The organism is Saliphagus infecundisoli, from assembly GCF_020177375.1.
Lineage (GTDB): Archaea > Halobacteriota > Halobacteria > Halobacteriales > Natrialbaceae > Saliphagus > Saliphagus infecundisoli.
The window spans coordinates 73,127-89,171 of the sequence record NZ_JAIWHV010000003.1; the positions used below are offsets into that span (position 1 = coordinate 73,127).

14 protein-coding genes are annotated in these 16,045 nt (G+C 69.0%); 9 read left to right on the forward strand and 5 right to left on the reverse strand.

Annotated features, from left to right (window positions below; all coding sequences use genetic code 11):
* Positions 1 to 45 precede the first annotated feature (45 nt).
* From LCF40_RS07525 to LCF40_RS07550, 6 genes are all read left to right on the forward strand, one after another.
* Positions 46 to 1,266 (forward strand): aminotransferase-like domain-containing protein, encoded by a 1,221-nt coding sequence (locus LCF40_RS07525; protein WP_224827977.1) that lies wholly within the window; start codon positions 46 to 48, stop codon positions 1,264 to 1,266.
* Positions 1,267 to 1,305: 39 nt separating this feature from the next.
* On the forward strand, positions 1,306 to 2,292 hold the full coding sequence (locus tag LCF40_RS07530; RefSeq protein WP_224827978.1) for a Gfo/Idh/MocA family protein: 987 nt from the start codon (positions 1,306 to 1,308) through the stop codon (positions 2,290 to 2,292).
* The gene (locus LCF40_RS07535) at positions 2,289 to 3,278 is read left to right on the forward strand and encodes a Gfo/Idh/MocA family protein (RefSeq protein WP_224827979.1); all 990 of its coding nucleotides are present in this window, start codon (positions 2,289 to 2,291) and stop codon (positions 3,276 to 3,278) included. The genes LCF40_RS07530 and LCF40_RS07535 overlap by 4 nt, the downstream gene beginning before the upstream one ends.
* Positions 3,279 to 3,398: 120 nt before the next feature.
* The gene (locus LCF40_RS07540) at positions 3,399 to 4,673 is read left to right on the forward strand and encodes a DegT/DnrJ/EryC1/StrS family aminotransferase (protein WP_224827980.1); all 1,275 of its coding nucleotides are present in this window, start codon (positions 3,399 to 3,401) and stop codon (positions 4,671 to 4,673) included.
* A 95-nt stretch (positions 4,674 to 4,768) separates the two neighbouring features.
* Positions 4,769 to 5,773 carry a Gfo/Idh/MocA family protein gene (locus LCF40_RS07545; protein ID WP_224827981.1) on the forward strand — a complete coding sequence of 335 codons (1,005 nt, stop codon included), beginning with the start codon at positions 4,769 to 4,771 and terminating at the stop codon, positions 5,771 to 5,773.
* A complete protein-coding gene (locus LCF40_RS07550; protein ID WP_224827982.1) occupies positions 5,770 to 6,534 on the forward strand; it encodes a sugar phosphate isomerase/epimerase family protein in 765 nt (254 codons plus the stop codon). The genes LCF40_RS07545 and LCF40_RS07550 overlap by 4 nt, the downstream gene beginning before the upstream one ends.
* On the opposite strand, the gene LCF40_RS07555 is transcribed toward LCF40_RS07550, so the two are convergent.
* On the reverse strand, positions 6,516 to 7,838 hold the full coding sequence (locus LCF40_RS07555) for a CapA family protein (RefSeq protein ID WP_224827983.1): 1,323 nt from the start codon (positions 7,836 to 7,838) through the stop codon (positions 6,516 to 6,518). The two genes, LCF40_RS07550 and LCF40_RS07555, sit on opposite strands and share 19 nt — an antisense overlap.
* A gap of 93 nt (positions 7,839 to 7,931) precedes the next feature.
* Here LCF40_RS07555 and LCF40_RS07560 point away from each other — a divergent pair, with 93 nt between their 5' ends.
* The 3 genes from LCF40_RS07560 to LCF40_RS07570 all read left to right on the forward strand — a co-directional run bounded on the left by LCF40_RS07560 (position 7,932) and on the right by LCF40_RS07570 (position 11,529).
* A complete protein-coding gene (locus LCF40_RS07560; RefSeq protein WP_224827984.1) occupies positions 7,932 to 9,524 on the forward strand; it encodes an N-acyl-D-amino-acid deacylase family protein in 1,593 nt (530 codons plus the stop codon).
* Between the two features lie 62 nt (positions 9,525 to 9,586).
* Positions 9,587 to 10,321: a fumarylacetoacetate hydrolase family protein gene (locus LCF40_RS07565; RefSeq protein ID WP_224827985.1), complete on the forward strand. Its 735-nt coding sequence runs from the start codon at positions 9,587 to 9,589 to the stop codon at positions 10,319 to 10,321.
* 2 nt (positions 10,322 to 10,323) lie between these two features.
* Positions 10,324 to 11,529, forward strand: coding sequence for an aminotransferase class V-fold PLP-dependent enzyme (locus tag LCF40_RS07570; protein ID WP_224827986.1), 1,206 nt, complete (start codon positions 10,324 to 10,326; stop codon positions 11,527 to 11,529).
* 38 nt (positions 11,530 to 11,567) lie between these two features.
* On the opposite strand, the gene LCF40_RS23685 is transcribed toward LCF40_RS07570, so the two are convergent.
* The 4 genes from LCF40_RS23685 to LCF40_RS07585 all read right to left on the reverse strand — a co-directional run bounded on the left by LCF40_RS23685 (position 11,568) and on the right by LCF40_RS07585 (position 16,007).
* The gene (locus tag LCF40_RS23685; protein ID WP_380682422.1) at positions 11,568 to 11,675 is read right to left on the reverse strand and encodes a rubredoxin-like domain-containing protein; all 108 of its coding nucleotides are present in this window, start codon (positions 11,673 to 11,675) and stop codon (positions 11,568 to 11,570) included.
* A gap of 257 nt (positions 11,676 to 11,932) precedes the next feature.
* Positions 11,933 to 12,763: a PIG-L deacetylase family protein gene (locus LCF40_RS07575; protein WP_224827987.1), complete on the reverse strand. Its 831-nt coding sequence runs from the start codon at positions 12,761 to 12,763 to the stop codon at positions 11,933 to 11,935.
* A gap of 38 nt (positions 12,764 to 12,801) precedes the next feature.
* Positions 12,802 to 13,524, reverse strand: coding sequence for a sugar phosphate isomerase/epimerase family protein (locus LCF40_RS07580; protein WP_224827988.1), 723 nt, complete (start codon positions 13,522 to 13,524; stop codon positions 12,802 to 12,804).
* Positions 13,525 to 13,583: 59 nt separating this feature from the next.
* Positions 13,584 to 16,007, reverse strand: coding sequence for an alpha/beta fold hydrolase (locus LCF40_RS07585; protein ID WP_224827989.1), 2,424 nt, complete (start codon positions 16,005 to 16,007; stop codon positions 13,584 to 13,586).
* Positions 16,008 to 16,045 lie beyond the last annotated feature (38 nt).

Sequence of the window (16,045 nt, forward strand, 5' to 3'; positions counted from 1 at the left end):
ACCGGCCCCGGATGATTTAAGCACCGACCGGCCCACCATCCGCCAATGCCGGAGGACCCGCCCGGAGCGATCGACCGCCTCTGTACCGACGCCGTCCGCGACTCGCCCGCCTCGCCCTACGACGCCTGGCGCGAGCTCTCTGCTACCCACCCCGAGGCGGTCCAACTCGGCGTCGGCTTCCCCTTTACCGACGCGTTTCCGACCGAGGAGCTGGCGGCGGCAACCAACGAAATCCTCCGCAAGGAGCCAGAAGCCCTCCAGTACGGCGGGAGCGAGGCCGCCGACTCGCTCCCAGGAGCGATCGCCGACCATGTCGGCCGGCGGGGGCTCGCGGTCGGGGCAGACGATCTGATCGTCACCGGCGGCGCGAGCCGCGCGATCGACACGATCGCGGACGTCTTCCTCGAGCCCGGCCGAGTCGTTTTCACCGAGGAGGCGACGTTCCCGAGCGCGGTGACGTACTTTCGCGACCACGGCGCCGCGGTCGCCGGCTGTGCGCTCGACCGCGAGGGCCTCGACGTCGCGGCCCTCGGCGACGACCTCGCGCGGCGCGAACGCACGGGAGAGGATCTCCCGACGCTGCTCTATACGATCCCGACGTTCCAGAACCCGACGGGGACGACCCTCCCCGAGAAACGCCGCGAGGCGCTGCTCGACCTCGCCACGGAGTACGACTTCGCGATCCTCGAGGACGACGCCTACGGCGCCCTGCGCTACGACGGCGAGAGCGTTCCCCCGCTGGCGGCGATGGACCGCGAGCGGCCGGGTCCCGACCGGGTGATCCACGTCGGAACCGCCGCGAAGACGATCGCGCCGGGGGTGCGGATCGGCTGGGTGATCGCACCCGAGGCAGTGAGCGAGGAGATCGAGCGGAGACACGCCGGCGCGGCAAACAGCTTCGTCCGGAGCGCCGTCGCGCGGTATCTTGCCGAGGAGTCCTTCGAGGAGCGCGTCGCCAAACTGTGTGAGAGCTACCGCTCGCGCCGGGACCACATGCTCGAGGCGCTCGAAGGCGAGATGCCCTCTCACATCGGATGGACCGAGCCCGACGGCGGCTTCTTCGTCTGGGTGACCCTGCCCGACGGGATAGACGCGGAGGCGATGCTTCCGACGGCGGCCGCGGCAGGCGTGATCTACATGCCCGGATCCGCGTTCTATCCGAACGAGGGCGGCGAGAACCGGCTCCGGATCTCCTTTAGCACGGGCTCGCCGGCGGAGACCGAGCGGGCGGTCGCGGCTCTGGCCCGGACGATCGAGAGTGCATGAAGACAACGCTTATCGCGCCGCCCTTCGTCGGCCCGGACGATGCTACGGATCGGACTGCTGGGCCGAGGCTTCATGGCGACGGTCCACGCGCTTCGCTACGCCGAGATGGAGGACGTCGAAGTCGTCGGGGTCGCCTCGCCGAGCGAACCCCGCGAGTTCGCCACCGACTATACCGAGAACGCGGCCGCCTACGACGACGCCCTCGCACTCTACGACGCCGAGGATCTCGATGCCATCGACGTCTGTACGCCGACGCACACCCACCGCGATCTGGTGGTCCCCGCGGCAGAGCGCGGGATCGACGTCCTCTGTGAGAAGCCACTCGAGCGGACGATGGGGGATGCAAGCGAGATGGTCGAGGCCGCCGAGGACGCGGGGGTCACCCTCGTGCCCGGACACACCCTCCGCTTTTTCCCGGAGTACGCGACGGTCCGCGACCGAGTACGGGAGGGCGATGTCGGCGATCCCGGCAACGCCCGGACGCTCCGGCAGTCGCCATACGAGGAGCGACCGGCGTGGTTCGACGACGACGAGAAGAGCGGCGGCGCGCTCCTCGATCTCGCGATCCACGACGTCGACTTCCTCCGGTGGACTCTCGGGCCGGTCGAGCGCGTTTTCGCCCGCCGCAAGCGGTGGGACGGGAACGAGTACGCCCTCGCCACCCTCCGATTCGAGAGCGGCGCCGTCGGCCACGTCGACGCCCGCTGGCCCAACCGTTCGGACCTCCCGTTCAAAACCGCCTTCGAGATCGCCGGCCCCGAAGGGCTCCTCGAGTTCGACAGCGAGGACGTCGCGCCGATCGAGGTCCGTTCGACGACCGAGAGCGAGCCCTCCCGGGATCCGATCGACGAGCCACTCGAGAAGGATCCCTACCGGCTCGAACTCGAGGCGTTCGTCGCTTCGGTGCGAGGCGGGGAGCCCCCGATCACCGCCGACGAGGGGCTGGCCTCGCTCGCGGTCGCGCTCGCGGCCGTCGAGTCCGCAGAGCGCGGAGAGCCGGTCGCGCCCGCGGAGGTGGGCGCATGACCCTCCGAATGGGGCTGCTCTCGACGGCCCACGTCCACACTGGCGGGTTCGCCTCTCGACTTTCCGCGAGCGACGAGGTGGAGTTCGTCGGGATGACCGACGACGACGAAGAACGGGGGAGAGAGACCGCCGCCGAGCACGGCGTCGAGTTCTACGAACCCGACGCGCTCTTGGAGCGGATCGACGCGGCGATCGTCGCCTCGACGAACGTGACCCACCGCCGGTGGGTCGAGCCGGCGGCCGCGGCCGGCGTGGACGTCCTCTGTGAGAAGCCCCTGGCGACGACGATGGCCGACGCCCGCGCGATCGTCGCGGCCTGCGAGGAGGCCGGCGTCCGCCTCGGACTCGCGATGCCGCTGGCCCACAGCGTCCCGGCGCGACGGGCACGGGAAGCGTATGAGAGGGGAGAGATCGGCGAGCTCCAGGCGGCGGTCGGCACCAACCGGGCATGGTTTCGCGACCGCCATCTGACGGGGTGGTCCGCGGACGAAGAACACGCAGGCGGTGGCGCGGCGATGGACCACACGGTCCACATCGTGAACCTGCTGCGGCGGATCACCGGCGAGGAAGTCACGGAGGTCCACGCCGAGTTCGGGACGATGCACGAGGGGATCGCAGTCGAGGACGTCAACGTGCTCTCGATGGAGCTCTCGGGGGGCGGGATCTTCACCCTCGACGGCTCCTGGGACCGGCCCGACGACTGGGACTACTGGGGCGACGCGGCGCTGACCCTCGTGGGGACGGAGGGAGAGATCGCGGTGGACGTCTTCGACCAGACGATCAAACGGACCCGCGCTGGCGAGGGAATCGACGGCGTCTACTGGGGCTCGATCCCCGACGACGCCCTGCTCGCCGACTTCGTCGCGGCCTGCGAGGAGGGCCGGCCGCCGCTGGTCGGTGCCGAAGACGGTCTGCGGGAGACCGCGGTCGTGCTCGCGGCCTACGAGTCCGACGAGCGCGGCGGGCCAGTGGAGGTCGACTACTGAACCCCCCGAGCGACCGCGTGGCGGCATCGACTTCGTCGGCCGAACCGGTAACTGGTGGGGCCCACCGGTACCTATATCCGGTTCGAGAGCGGTTGTCGAGGCAGATCAGCGAACCCAGACATGACCGATACGCTCGCGATTCACGACGGACCGTCGGCGGTCACCGCGGCCGACGACGGGATATTCGACTGGCCGATCATCACCGAGGAAGACGAGGAGACCGCCCTCTCCGTGCTCCGAGAGGGGCGGATGTCGGACACCGACATCACCAAACGATTCGAGGCCGAGTACGCAGACTGGCAGGGCACCGAGTACGCGCTGGGCTACAACAACGGGACCGCCTCGCTGCAGGGCGCGATGTACGGCGTCGGCGTCGGCGTCGGCGACGAGGTCGTCGGCCCCACGATCACCTACTGGGCGGCGATGCTTCCCTGTCTGGAGCTGGGCGCGACGCCCGTCTTCGCCGACGTCGATCCCGAGACGCTCTGTGTCGATCCCGAGAGCGTCGCCGAGCGAGTCACGGAAAACACCGCGGCGATCGTGGTCGTCCACAACTACGGCCACCCCGCCGACATGGACGCGATCATGGAGATCTCCCGCGACCACGATATTCCCGTGATCGAGGACGTCTCTCATGCCCACGGCGGCCAGTATAACGGAGAGGCCCTGGGAACGATCGGCGACGTCGGCGCGATGTCGATGATGGCCCGGAAATCGTTCGCCATCGGCGAGGCGGGGATGCTCGTCACCGACGACCACTCGATATACGAGCGCGCGGTCGCCTACAGCCACTACTCCAGACACTCCGAGGTTCTGGAGAGCGAGGACCTGGCCAAATACGCGGGGCTTCCCTTCGGCGGGAAGAAACACCGAATGCACCAGATCAGTGCCGCCGTCGGTCGCGTTCAGTTAGAGTACTACGACGAACGGATGGCCGAGATACAGAAGGCGATGCATCGCTTCTGGGACCGACTCGAGGACGTCCCCGGACTCAGACCCCACCGGATCGAGAGCGAGGGGAGCACGATGGGCGGCTGGTACGCCCCGAAGGGGATCTACGTCCCCGAGGAACTCGACGGATTGCCGGTCGAACGGTTCGCCGAGGCCGTCGTCGCCGAGGGCTCGCAGTGTCGGAAGGGCTGTAACTCGGCGCTCCACGAACACCCACTGCTCGATGACGCCGATATCTACGGCCACGGCACCCCGACCCGGATCGCCAACGCCGCCCGCGACGTCCGCGAGACCGACACCGACCTCCCCGCGGCCGAAGGGATCCAGGAGCGGTGTTTCGCCGTTCCCTGGTTCAAGCAGTACCGTCCCGAGGTCATCGACCAGCACGCCGCGGCGTTTCGCAAGGTCGCCGAGAACCACGAGGCGCTCCTCGAGACGGCCTGATCGGCGCTGGTGCTCGTCGTGGTCGTCGGTTCGATGCGTGCGGACGTCTGCCGTATGGCGCAGGTTTTTATGCCGGCCCCGACATTCGGCGAGCGATGACCGGAGACACGACGATCGGAATCGTCGGCCTGGGCACGATCGGCCGGATCCACGCCGAGCGCCTGGCCGACCTGGGGGCCGACCTCGCCGGCGCCGACCTCGATCCGGAGGCCCGCGAGGCCTTCGCCGCCGAGTTCGAGGCTCCGACATACGAGGACCACGAGGCGCTGCTCGAGGCGGGTGTCGACGCGGTCGTGGTCGGCGTCCCGAACCGGGTCCACGAGGAGGTCGCCGTCGACGCCCTTGAGGCCGGCGGCGACGTCCTGCTCGAAAAGCCCCTCGCTCACTCCGTCGAGAGCGCCGAGCGGATCGCGCGGGTCGCCCGCCGCTCCGAGGGGTTTTGTACCGTCGGCTTCACGATGCGGTACTCGGGGTTGACCGAGCGGGTCGTCGACCTCCGCGAGTCGGGCCGGTTCGGCTCGATCTCACACGTGAGCGTCGACTACCTCCGCCGCGGAGGCATCCCCGGCGGCGGACGGGGCTGGTTTACGAATCCGGATCTCGCCGGCGGCGGCGTCCTGATGGATCTCGGCGTCCACGTCATCGATCTCGCACTCTTCGTCATGGGCTACCCCGCAGTCGAGGAAGTGAGTGGACGGGTCCGTTCGGAGTTCGGCGACTACGACGTCGAGGATTCGGCGACGGCCCTGTTGCGCTGTGAGGGGGGTCGGACCGTCTCCGTCGATACCTCCTGGCACGGCACGTCGGAACCGTCCCAGGACTGCGTGATCCGGGGGACCGAGGCCGGCACGGCCTTCGCCGTCACCGAGGACGACCTGACGCTCGTCGATGCCGACCCCGACGCCGGAAGCGAGACGATCGCCGTCGAGACCGGCGACATGCACCTCGCGGAGGACCAGACCTTCCTCGAGAGCGTCGCGGGCGAACGCGAGCCCGCCGAAACCGTCGAGGAGGCCCTGACCGTCCAGCGGGTGATCGAGGCGATCTACGAGTCGAGCGAACGAGGGAACGCGGTCGTCGTCGAGGGGGGAAACCGATGAACGTCGGCCTCTGTACGATCTCCGGCAAGGAACGGGGAGTCGAAGAGGTGATCGACCTCGCCGCGGACGTCGGCTACGACGGCGTCGAGATCTGGGGGAAAGACCACGTCGCCGATACCGACCCCGAACGGATCGCCGAGCGGGCAGCCGACGCCGGTCTCGAGATCCCGACGTACGGCTCCTATCTCCGGTGTGGGAGCGAGGAATTCGACGACGAACTGAGCGAGAAACTCGCCATTGCCGAGGGGTTGGGTGCCGACATGATCCGGGTCTGGGCGGGCAGCCAGGAGTACGGCGACCACGACGAGGGTCATTGGAAGCAGGTCGTCGCCGACCTCGAACGGGTCACCGAGGCTGCATCCGACCGCGGCCTCTCGGTGACCGTCGAGAAACACGCGAACACGGTGACGAACGATTTAGAAGGCGCCCGCCGGCTGATCGAGGCAGTCGACCACGAGTCCTGCGGGCTCAACTATCAACCCGGCTTTTCGATCCCCGCCGCCGAACTCGAGCGGGAGGCCCGGGCTCTGGAATCGATCTCGAACCAGCTTCACCTCCAGGGAACCTACGAACGAAGCGGAAGCGAGCGGGCGCCCCTCGCGGAGGTGTACTACGACCTCGAGGCCGTCCTCGATCCCTTCGGCGATTTCGAGGGGTACGCCAACGTCGAGTTCGTGACCCAGGACCGCTCGTACCGGGAGGCGATCGCCGCCGACCTCGAGACGGTCCGGTCGCTGGTCAGCTACTCGCGTTCGGCCTGAGAGAGCAGTAGCTGGGCTTCCTCGGTGATCTCGGGCGTCCGGAGGTCCTCCGTCTCGCCGGTCAACACGGCTAGCGCCTCGGTCATCAGCCACCGGTGGGACTCCATCCTGACGACCGTAAGCAGGGTGAGGACCTCCCGGCGGCGGGCCTCGACGTCCCACAGCGGCCGCTGGGCCGCCGGATCGTGGGGGTTCGCCCGCGCCCGGGGGACGTTCAGCCCACAGCCGGTGTGGAGCCAGTTCGAGTACCGCTCGTAGAACAGCCGGATCGCGACCTCCTGCCAGTACGGTCTCGGGTTCTCGGCAGCGATTTCGGCGATCCGGCGGAGGTAGGCCAGACGGTCGGCCCGGTCGTGGCTCCACTCCCGTCGCTCGGCCTCGCCGAAGGGGTGGACGACTCCCTCGACGGTCTCGATCGGTACCAGATCGATCCCGACCGGCTCGCTCCCTCGGAACTCGAGTTCGGCCACCAGTCCCCACGCGGTGTTCTCGGCGTCGGCCATGCCGTCGAACAGGAAGTTCCCGAGGCTATAACAGATCGCGCCTCCGCCATACCGTTCCCACCCCTGCGGGACGTGGGGGTGGTGGCCGATCACCACGTCGGCACCGATATCGACGAACTCCCGGAGGAGGTCCTGCAGTTCGGGCGCGGGGAAGGGAGCGTACTCGACGCCGGCGTGGACCATCGCGATGACCGACTCGTGCGCTCGATCCGCGTCCCGGATCGCCTCGCGGGCCCGCCGGTGGGCGAGCCAGGCCGCGCCCGCGCTCGCCTCCCCCGCGACGTTGAACTCCCGCTCGCAGACGTTGACGACGGCGACCGATCCCCCGCCGCGGACGACTTCGAGTGGCTCGTACGCACGCTCGAAGTCGGGGCCGACGCCGACCGTCTCCAGGCCCTCGGCCTCGAGCGCTTCGACCGTCGATTCGACCCCCTCGGGACCGAAGTCGCCGACGTGGTTGTTCGCGAGGGTCGCAGCGTCGAACCCCGCCTCGGCGACCGCGGCGGGCGCTCCCGGCGGGTTCTCCTTCGTTGGGCCGCTCTTTGGGACCGGCTCTCCGTCCTCGCCGACGACCGGCGCCTCGACGTTGACGATCGAGTACGCTGCCGCACGGATCCGCCCGCGGATCGCGGGCGAGATCGTTGTCTCCGCCGTCGGGGGCTTCTCGCGGGCGAGGGCGTAGTCGCCGGCGACGAGCATCGTCCACTCGTCGCTCGCTCCCGGGTCGTCTCCGAGTTCGCCGTCGGTTCCCAGGTCGATCCGTGGCGGATCCGTCTCCTCGCGACTCCCGTGTCGAGTCATACTGCCCGTTCGCTCGGCGCCCGACATATAGCTTCGTGCCCGGATTCGGTCGGGGGACGGTGGATTTAGGAGGGCCGGAACGTAGCATCCGTCATGAGCCTCGATCTCGCAGTCGAGAACGCACGGATCGTCGACGGTACCGGCGCCCCCTGGTTCCGCGGGGCCGTCGGCGTCGCCGACGGCCGGATCGACCGGATCGTCCGCGAACCCGACCCCGACCTGGAAGCCGGAAACCGGATCGACGCCGACGGGAGCGTCCTCGCGCCCGGGTTCATCGACGCCCACTCCCACTCGGACCTCGAACTCTTTTCCGATCCGACGCTCGCGCCCAAGACCCGCCAGGGGATCACGACCGAAATTCTGGGCCAGGACGGATTCTCGATGGCGCCCCTGTATGGCGAAACGGCCCCCTTCCGGGAGTACCTGAGCGGGCTCGCGGGACGCCTCGACGGCGAGTGGTCCTGGGAGTCGATGGGGGAGTACCTGGAGGCGATCGAAGAGTCGGGGCTCGCGCCCGACGTCGCGACCCTCGTCGGTCACGGCACCGTCCGCTACGATGTGCTCGGAATGGACGACCGCGCGCCGGACGAGGGCGAACTCGAGGAGATGGCTTCCCTCGTCCGCGAGGGCCTGGAGGCGGGCGCGGTCGGCTTTTCGACCGGACTCGTCTACACCCCGCAGGTCCACGCCGATACCGAGGAAGTCTCCCGGCTCGCGGGCGAACTCGCACCCTACGGTCGGCCGTTCGTCGCCCACATCCGCAGTGAAGGGCGGTGGATCTGGGAGGCGATGGACGAGTTCGTCGATATCGGCGCCGACCTCGGCGTTCCCCTCCACGTTTCGCATTTCAAACTCACCGGCGCGGCCCAGCAGGGGAAGGCCGACCGGCTGCTCGGCCACGTCGAGAGCGCCCGCGAGCGCGGCGTCGATATCACTGCCGACCAGTATCCGTATACTGCGGGTTCGAGCATGCTGACCTCGCTGCTCCCGCCGTGGGTTCCCTCGAGCGACTTCGAGGCCCTGCGCGAGACCCTCTCGGATCCCGACCAACGGGAGGAGATCAGACGGGACATCGAGGAGTGGCGGATCGTCGGCTGGGAGAACGTCGCCGGGAAGACCGGCTGGGACGCGGTCGAGCTGACGAACCTCGCCTCCGTCGCGTTCGCCGAGGAAGAGGGCCGGTCGATCGAAGCGGTCGCGACCGACCGGGGTGAGCGCCCGGTCGACGTCCTCTGCGAGGCGATCCTCGCCGAAGAGGGGGAGGCCGCGATGATCGCACACGGGCTGGCCGAGGACGACGTCCGGGAGATCATGGGAAGCGACCGGGTCGCCGTCGGCACCGACGGCCTCTTCGGCGCCCGCCCGCACCCGCGGGTCTATGGCACTTTCCCCCGCGTGCTCTCGCGGTACGTCCGCGAGGATGACCTGCTGGGGCTAGAGGAGGCGGTTTTCAAGATGACCGCCCTCCCGGCCCGCGCGATGGGGCTAGAATCGAAGGGCCTGATCCGGCCCGGACTCGATGCCGACCTCGTCGTCTTCGATCCCGCCGTCGTCGACGACCGGGCGACCTTCGAGGAGCCCGCGACCCATCCCCTCGGAATCGAACACGTCTTCGTGGACGGCGAGGCGGTCGTCCGCGACGGCGAGGTCACCAGTGCGCTCCCGGGGAGCGCGATCCGTGCGTAAGACGGGCGAAAGTCGGCCGTCCCGACCGAAAGAACGTTAACGGCCCGCGCGAATCCTGGCCCATGCGCACGGCCCGATTCACCGATCCGACCGGCTACACCCGATCCGGCATCCTGACCGACGACGGCATCGAGACGACCGGTCGGACCTACGACCGCGAGGACGTCGACCTCCTCGCCCCGACCGAGCCCACGAAGATCATCTGCCAGGCCGGGGGCTACATGGACCACCGCGAGGAGTCCGGCTTCGAGGATCGCCCCGAGAGACCGGAACTGTTCCTGAAGACGCCCAACTGCGTCCTCGGCCCCGGTGACCCGATCGAGTTGCCGCCCGGACGCGACTCCGTGGAGTTCGAGGCCGAGTTCGGCATCGTCATCGGCGCCCAGTGTCGGGGCGTCAGCGAGGAGGCGGCGATGGACGTGGTCGCGGGCTACACCTGCGTCAACGACGTCTCGAATCGCGACGACCAGGGCGAGGAGCGAAACTGGGTCCGCGGGAAGGCCTTCGACGCCTCCCTCCCGATGGGGCCGGTCGTCGCGACCCCCGACGAAGTTCCGGAAGACGCCTCCCTCACACTCCGGCTCAACGGCGAGACCCGCCAGGAGACCACCCGCGAGCACATGATCTTCTCGGTCCCCGAACTCGTCGCCGATGTCTCCGAGCTGCTCACCCTGGAGCCGGGCGACGTCATCGCGACGGGTACCCCCTACGGACCCGACGAACTCAGCGACGGCGACACGGTGGAAGTCGAGTTCGAGGGCGTCGGAACCCTGGAGAACCCGGTGATCGAACGATAACCATGTCGGAGACGATCTACGACGAGTGGGGCGTTCCCCCAGTAATCAACGCGACCGGGACGAAGACCCGGATCGGCGGGACCCTCATCAGGGAGGAGTCCCTCGAAGCCATGAACCGAGCGGCGGAGGCGTTCGTCCGCATTTCGGACCTTCAGCAAGCCGCTTCCGAGCGGATCGCCGACGCGACCGGCGCCGAGGCGGGTTACGTCACCGACGGCGCGAGCTCGGCCCTGACGCTCGCCGCCGCGGCCTGTATCGCGGGCGACGACCTCGGGACGATGGCCCGGCTACCCGACACGGAAGGCGTCGCCGACGAGATCGTGATGCCCCGGAGCCATAGGAATGGTTACGACCACGCGCTCCGTCTCGCGGGCGCCGAGATCACCGACGTCGGGGGCAGCGACTACGACCTGGGAACCGGCTCGGAGAACACCGAACTCTGGGAGATCGCAGACGCGATCGGCGAGGACACCGTCGCGGTCGCCTACATGGCGAAGCCGTTCACCCGCCCGCCGCTCCCGGAGGTCGTCGATCTGGCCAACGAAGAGGGGGTCCCGGTGATCGTCGACGCCGCGGCCGAACTGCCCCCCACGAGGAACCTCTCGCGGTTTATCGAGGAGGGCGCCGACCTCGTCGCCTTCAGCGGCGGGAAGGCGATCCGGGGCCCCCAGTCGTCGGGCATCCTCGCCGGTCGCGGGGATCTGATCCGATCGGTCGCCCGCCAGCACCTCGATATGCATGCCGCGGGCCCGGCATACGACCCGCCCGAGGAGTTGGTCGGAGCCGACGACCTCCCCGGCGTCCCTCGCCAGGGGATCGGCCGGTCGATGAAGGTCGGCAAGGAAGAGATCGCCGGCCTGATCGCCGCCCTCGAGGCGTTCCAGGCGGAGGACGACGAGGCGGTCCTCGGTGAATGGCACGACCGCGCCCAACGGGTCGCCGACGGCCTTGCGGGGATCGCGGGACTCTCGGTCGAACTCGCCGGCGGCGAGAAGACCGAGGCGGTGACGACGGTCGTCGCGACCGTCGAGGAGGGAGCGCCGACCACGGCTGCCGACGTGGTCGCGGGACTGCGCGGGGAGAACCCCCGGATCTTCGTCGGCGCCGACGATCTCCACGACGGGGGATTCACGGTCAATCCCCGATGTCTCGCCGACGACGAAGTCGAGACGGTCGTCGACCGGATCGTGGCCCGTCTCGAGGGCTAACGGTCTCTCGGTCGTCGACCCGACGGACGCTGCCGGGGCTACATCGGCTCCCGACAGATGAGACAGACGTCCGGCTCTTCGTCAGTTACGTGTGTGTATTCGCAGTTAAAGCACCTCCAGACCGTGCGATCGTCAGAATCTGGCATGATATGGCGTACACTGGTCGTCCTGAAGACGGTGTGGGAGCCGGGGATTATTGCTGGTCCTTGGCCCCGCGACGGTACGGCCGACAGGTTCCCGGTCACGGCAGGTGGTGGTCGTCACACGATACGGTCCCCAGTGTACGGCTCCCCAGCCGCGGTACGTATCCTGAGGACGGCGGAGCCTACGAGGAACCGAATAATAGCTCTCCCCTTACCGGGGCATGTTGCCACATCTCTCGATCCAGATTCGACCCGAGTCGTCAGCCGTCGCGATCGGTTCCCGGACGGGCGTTCGCGCCGTCGAACAGGTCCCCAGCGAGGTCGTCGTCGAGGGCGCCGCCGTACTCCGAGACCTCGAAGGCCTCGGCGTACTCGACCTCCCCGGAGAGCAGGTCCCCGAAGCGATCGGCCGCCTCCCGCATCTCCGCGAGCGAGGCGAGGGGATCGGTCTCGAGCCACGCGCGCCGGCGGTCGGGGTCGTCGGGGACCTCGCCGAGTCGACCCGTGTTGTAGGGGAGCCACTCGTACACCTGGGACTCGTGGCAGTCGAGCATCGCGTACTTCCGGTCGACCATCTCGGAGGGGATCCGAACTGCGACGTCCGGGTCGAAGGGATAGGGTCGCTCGAAGGTGTCGAGCAGGTACGCGAACACCGGATTGGTGTCGAGGGCGGGCGTCCCCGGACAGACGTTCGGGACGGTGACCATGTAGGCGGCGTCCCGGACGAGCTGTGAGGTGTAGCGGTGGTCGGGGTGGTAGTCGTTGGGCCGGTGTGTCAGAACGAGGTCGGGCGACAGCCGGCGGATCAGCCGGATCAGCCGCTCGCGGCGCTCGAGGGTCGGCCGGAGCCGACCGTCGGGCGCGTCGAGCACCTGATAGTCGATGCCGGCGATCTCGGCCGCCGCGGCAGCCTCGGCTTTCCGGCGTTCGACGAGTTCGATCCCGCCCTGTTCGTGGTGGCCCGCGCGCCCGTCGGTCGTCGAGACGAAGGTGACGTCGTGGCCCGCCGCCGCCGAGCGACAGGCGAAGCCGCCGGCGCGGATGTCGGCGTCGTCGGGATGGGCTCCGATAACGAGTACCGTCCTCTTCATGCCCGAACGGTGGCGGGACCCGACCGAAAACCTTGCGGTTAGACCAGCACCTCGGCGAACCGATCGACGGTCGCCGGCGGGTCCGCGCTGGTGCCGTGTTCGGCGACGACCCACTCCGCACCCGCTTCACGGCCCGCCTCGAGGCAGGCGTCGAGATCGACCTCTCCGGTGCCGTACTCGACGTGGTGGGTGTCGGGCGAGCCCGCGCGGGTGTCGGTGAGGTGAAGGAGCGAGAGGCGGTCGGCGTACCGTTCGATCAGGGAGAGGGGATCGACGCCCGCGTGGGCCGCGAGCCCGGTGTCGATCTCGAGACCGACCCGGTCGTCGGTCGCCTCCGCGAGCAGGTCGAACGCGCTCTTCCCCTCGAGACGGTCGAACTCGAAGGTGTGGTTGTGGTAGTGGACCGTCGCGCCCTCGCTCTCGAGGCGGTCGGCGAGCGCTGAGAGGCGATTCGCGACCTCCTCGACGCCCTCGCGGCTCTCGAAGGCCTCCGGGTCGTGGGAGGGAACGACGAAGCGGTCACAGCCGAGGTCGCCGTAGCTCTCGAGGACGCCCTCGGGATCGGACTCGAGGTCGTCGATGGAGACGTGGGCGCCGGCGACCGCGAGGTCGTGGAGGTCGAGCAGTTTCGCGACCTCGGCCGGCGCGTGACCATCGAGTCCCGCGAACTCGACGCCGTCGAAGCCGGCCCCGCCGACCCGGGAGATGGCGGGCTCGAGCCCCTCCCCGCGCAGCGTGTACAGTTGGACTGCCGTGTGCATGACGGAGCCGACGGGAGGAACCGTCTAAAGCGTTCACCCGATCCGCCACCGAGTCGCGATCACCCGTTTCGGGCGAGCCAGTCGAACACCCGGGCCCGTCGCTGGGGTTCGATCGCGGCGTGTTCGGGGATAGTCTCGTTGTGGAGGCGTGCCTCGTGGTAGTCGAACGAGAGGAGGTCCTCGGGCGCCCACACGTCGAAATTCCCCCCGGCGTCGTAGAGGTCGTACACCTCCCGTGCGGCTTCGGTACACCGGAGGACGTCCGCTTGAGGGTGGGTCCAGTCCATCGAGGGCGCGACCGCGAGCGCGGGACGGGGTGCGATCGAACCCAGGACCTCATCGAAGTCGATCGGGGTTCTTCGGGGGGCGTCCCGGAAGTGGCCGAGGCGGGGCTGGAGCCCGTGGAGGTGCGAGAACCTCCCGATGACCGCGTTCTCGCGTTCGGTCTCGGCGTCGCTCCCCCGGAAGTGGGGGAGCCCACAGACCGAGGCGACGCTCCGGATCCGGTCGTCGAGGGCGGCGGCGTAGAGGGAGACCGTCCCGCCGAGCGAGTAACCCAGAAGCGAGATCCGTTCGGCGTCGACGAACTCGAGGGCGGCGAGGCTCTCGACGGCCGCGAGCGCGTCCTCGACGAACGCACCCATCTTCGACCAGTCGGGGTGGCGCTCGTAGAACCCCTCGGCCTCCGTGATCCGGGTGCCGAATCCCGGCAGGTCGAAACAGCACAGGGCGAACCCGCGATCGATCGCCTCCTCGATCGGGACCTGTCCCCGCCCCGCGGCGCCGTAGCCGACGTTGTACGAGTAGGGATGGAGCCAGACGACGACCGGGTGGGGGCCGCTCTCCGCGGGGCCCTCGTCGCCTCCGTCTCGAGGGTAGTAGAGATCGGCCGAGAACCGTTCCCCAAAAGTATGGGACGGCGACAGCCAGCACTTGCCGATCTCGTCCGTGGATTCCGGTCGACCGATCACGTCGTGGCGATAGTCGGGACTCCCCCACCCCCGAAGGACGGTTCCGGTGTCGTCTTCGGGCACCATCGGCGCCCGCGGCGGTGCCTCGCCGAGGCTCCACTGGAGGCGCTCGCGGACCGCCGCTTCTTTTCGCTCCCACCCCGCGACGCTCTCGATGGGGCCGTCGTCTCCACCCTCGTCCGATCCAGCGAGAAGGAGGTCCTCGGGTCCGCGTTCGGGGAACTCGCTGGTGTCAAGGGGATGGGAGTCGGCCCACTCCTCGAAGGAGAACTCGTGATAGAGCCGCGTCGGGTCGTCGTACTCGCCGCGGTCGAACGCGCGATCGAAGAAGTCGAGGATCGCCTGGACGTCGCGGGTCGTTCTCGCATGTCTGCCCTCCCGGTACTGAAGCGCGAGGCCGTCGCCGGCCCCGAAAAGGTCGTACGCCGTCTTCGCAGACTCGTAGACCTTCTCGACGGCCCACCCGCTCGTCGTCCGCTCGTTTTTCGCGGTCTGGAGCAGGCACGCTCTGGGAGCGACGAGCGAGACCAGGGAGTTGGCGTCCACGAGTAATCGGTTCTCCCGGCCGACGAAGAAGCGCCACCGGGGATGAAACCAGCTTCGCCGAAGGCGGGCGTGAAGCGCCATGTCGCCCGCGTAGAAGTCGTCCCGGTCGAAGCGGGCGGGGACGGTCGCGCCGCTGCCGGCCGAACAGGGCGCGACCGCATCGATCCGCTCGTCGAAGGCGGCGGCGAGCAGCGACTGCTTGCCGTTTCGGGACGCTCCGGTGAGCGCGATCCGGTCGTCGTCCGCGTCGGGAAGGTCCTCGAGATAGTCCACCGCGCGGCTCGCGGCCCACGCGCGGCGGGCGAGCAGTTGGAAGTCGTATTCCTCGTACTGCTCGCCGTAGTCGGCGGCGTCGTCGCGGCCGTCGGCCGCGGCGTAGACGACGGCGAGAAACCCCCTGCGGACGGCCATCGCGGCCCAGTCGCGGTGGGTCCACTGCGTCATGAAGACGGGAAACGGGCCCTCGCCGTCGGGCACCAGGAGCCGGAGGTCGAGCGTGAGTTCCTCCCCATCGGGACCAAAGGAGAGACGGACGTCCCGGACGGTTGCGCTTTCCGCCCTCCGGCGGTCGAGTTCGGTCGCCTCGACCTCGCCGGGAGCGGGGGGCATCCGTCCGTAGAGCCAGTGCTGGAGCTGGTGGCCGATCCGTTCGCGCTGATCGGCCCACTCTTCCCGGGAGGTGATCCGCGAGCCGTCGGCGAGGTTCTCGAGGGGGTCGGGAAGCGCGGCCGTAGCGGGCAGGGCCTCGAAATCGGGCGGCAGCTCTCCGGTACGCGCCTGCCATTCCTGCCAACTCGCGTCCCGATGGGAAACCCGGGGATCCGATCCGTGTTCGTCGGCCTCAAGCGCGAGCAACGGGCGGAGCTCCTCGAGATACGCCTCCCGGCGGGCGCGTTCGTCGGGCGAATCGGGCTCGCCAGCGACCCGATCGGGGTGCAGCGGGTAGTCCTCGGGGGTCGGATACATACGGGGAGGCTCGGGGGCAGGAGTAAAGTCGTTTCGCC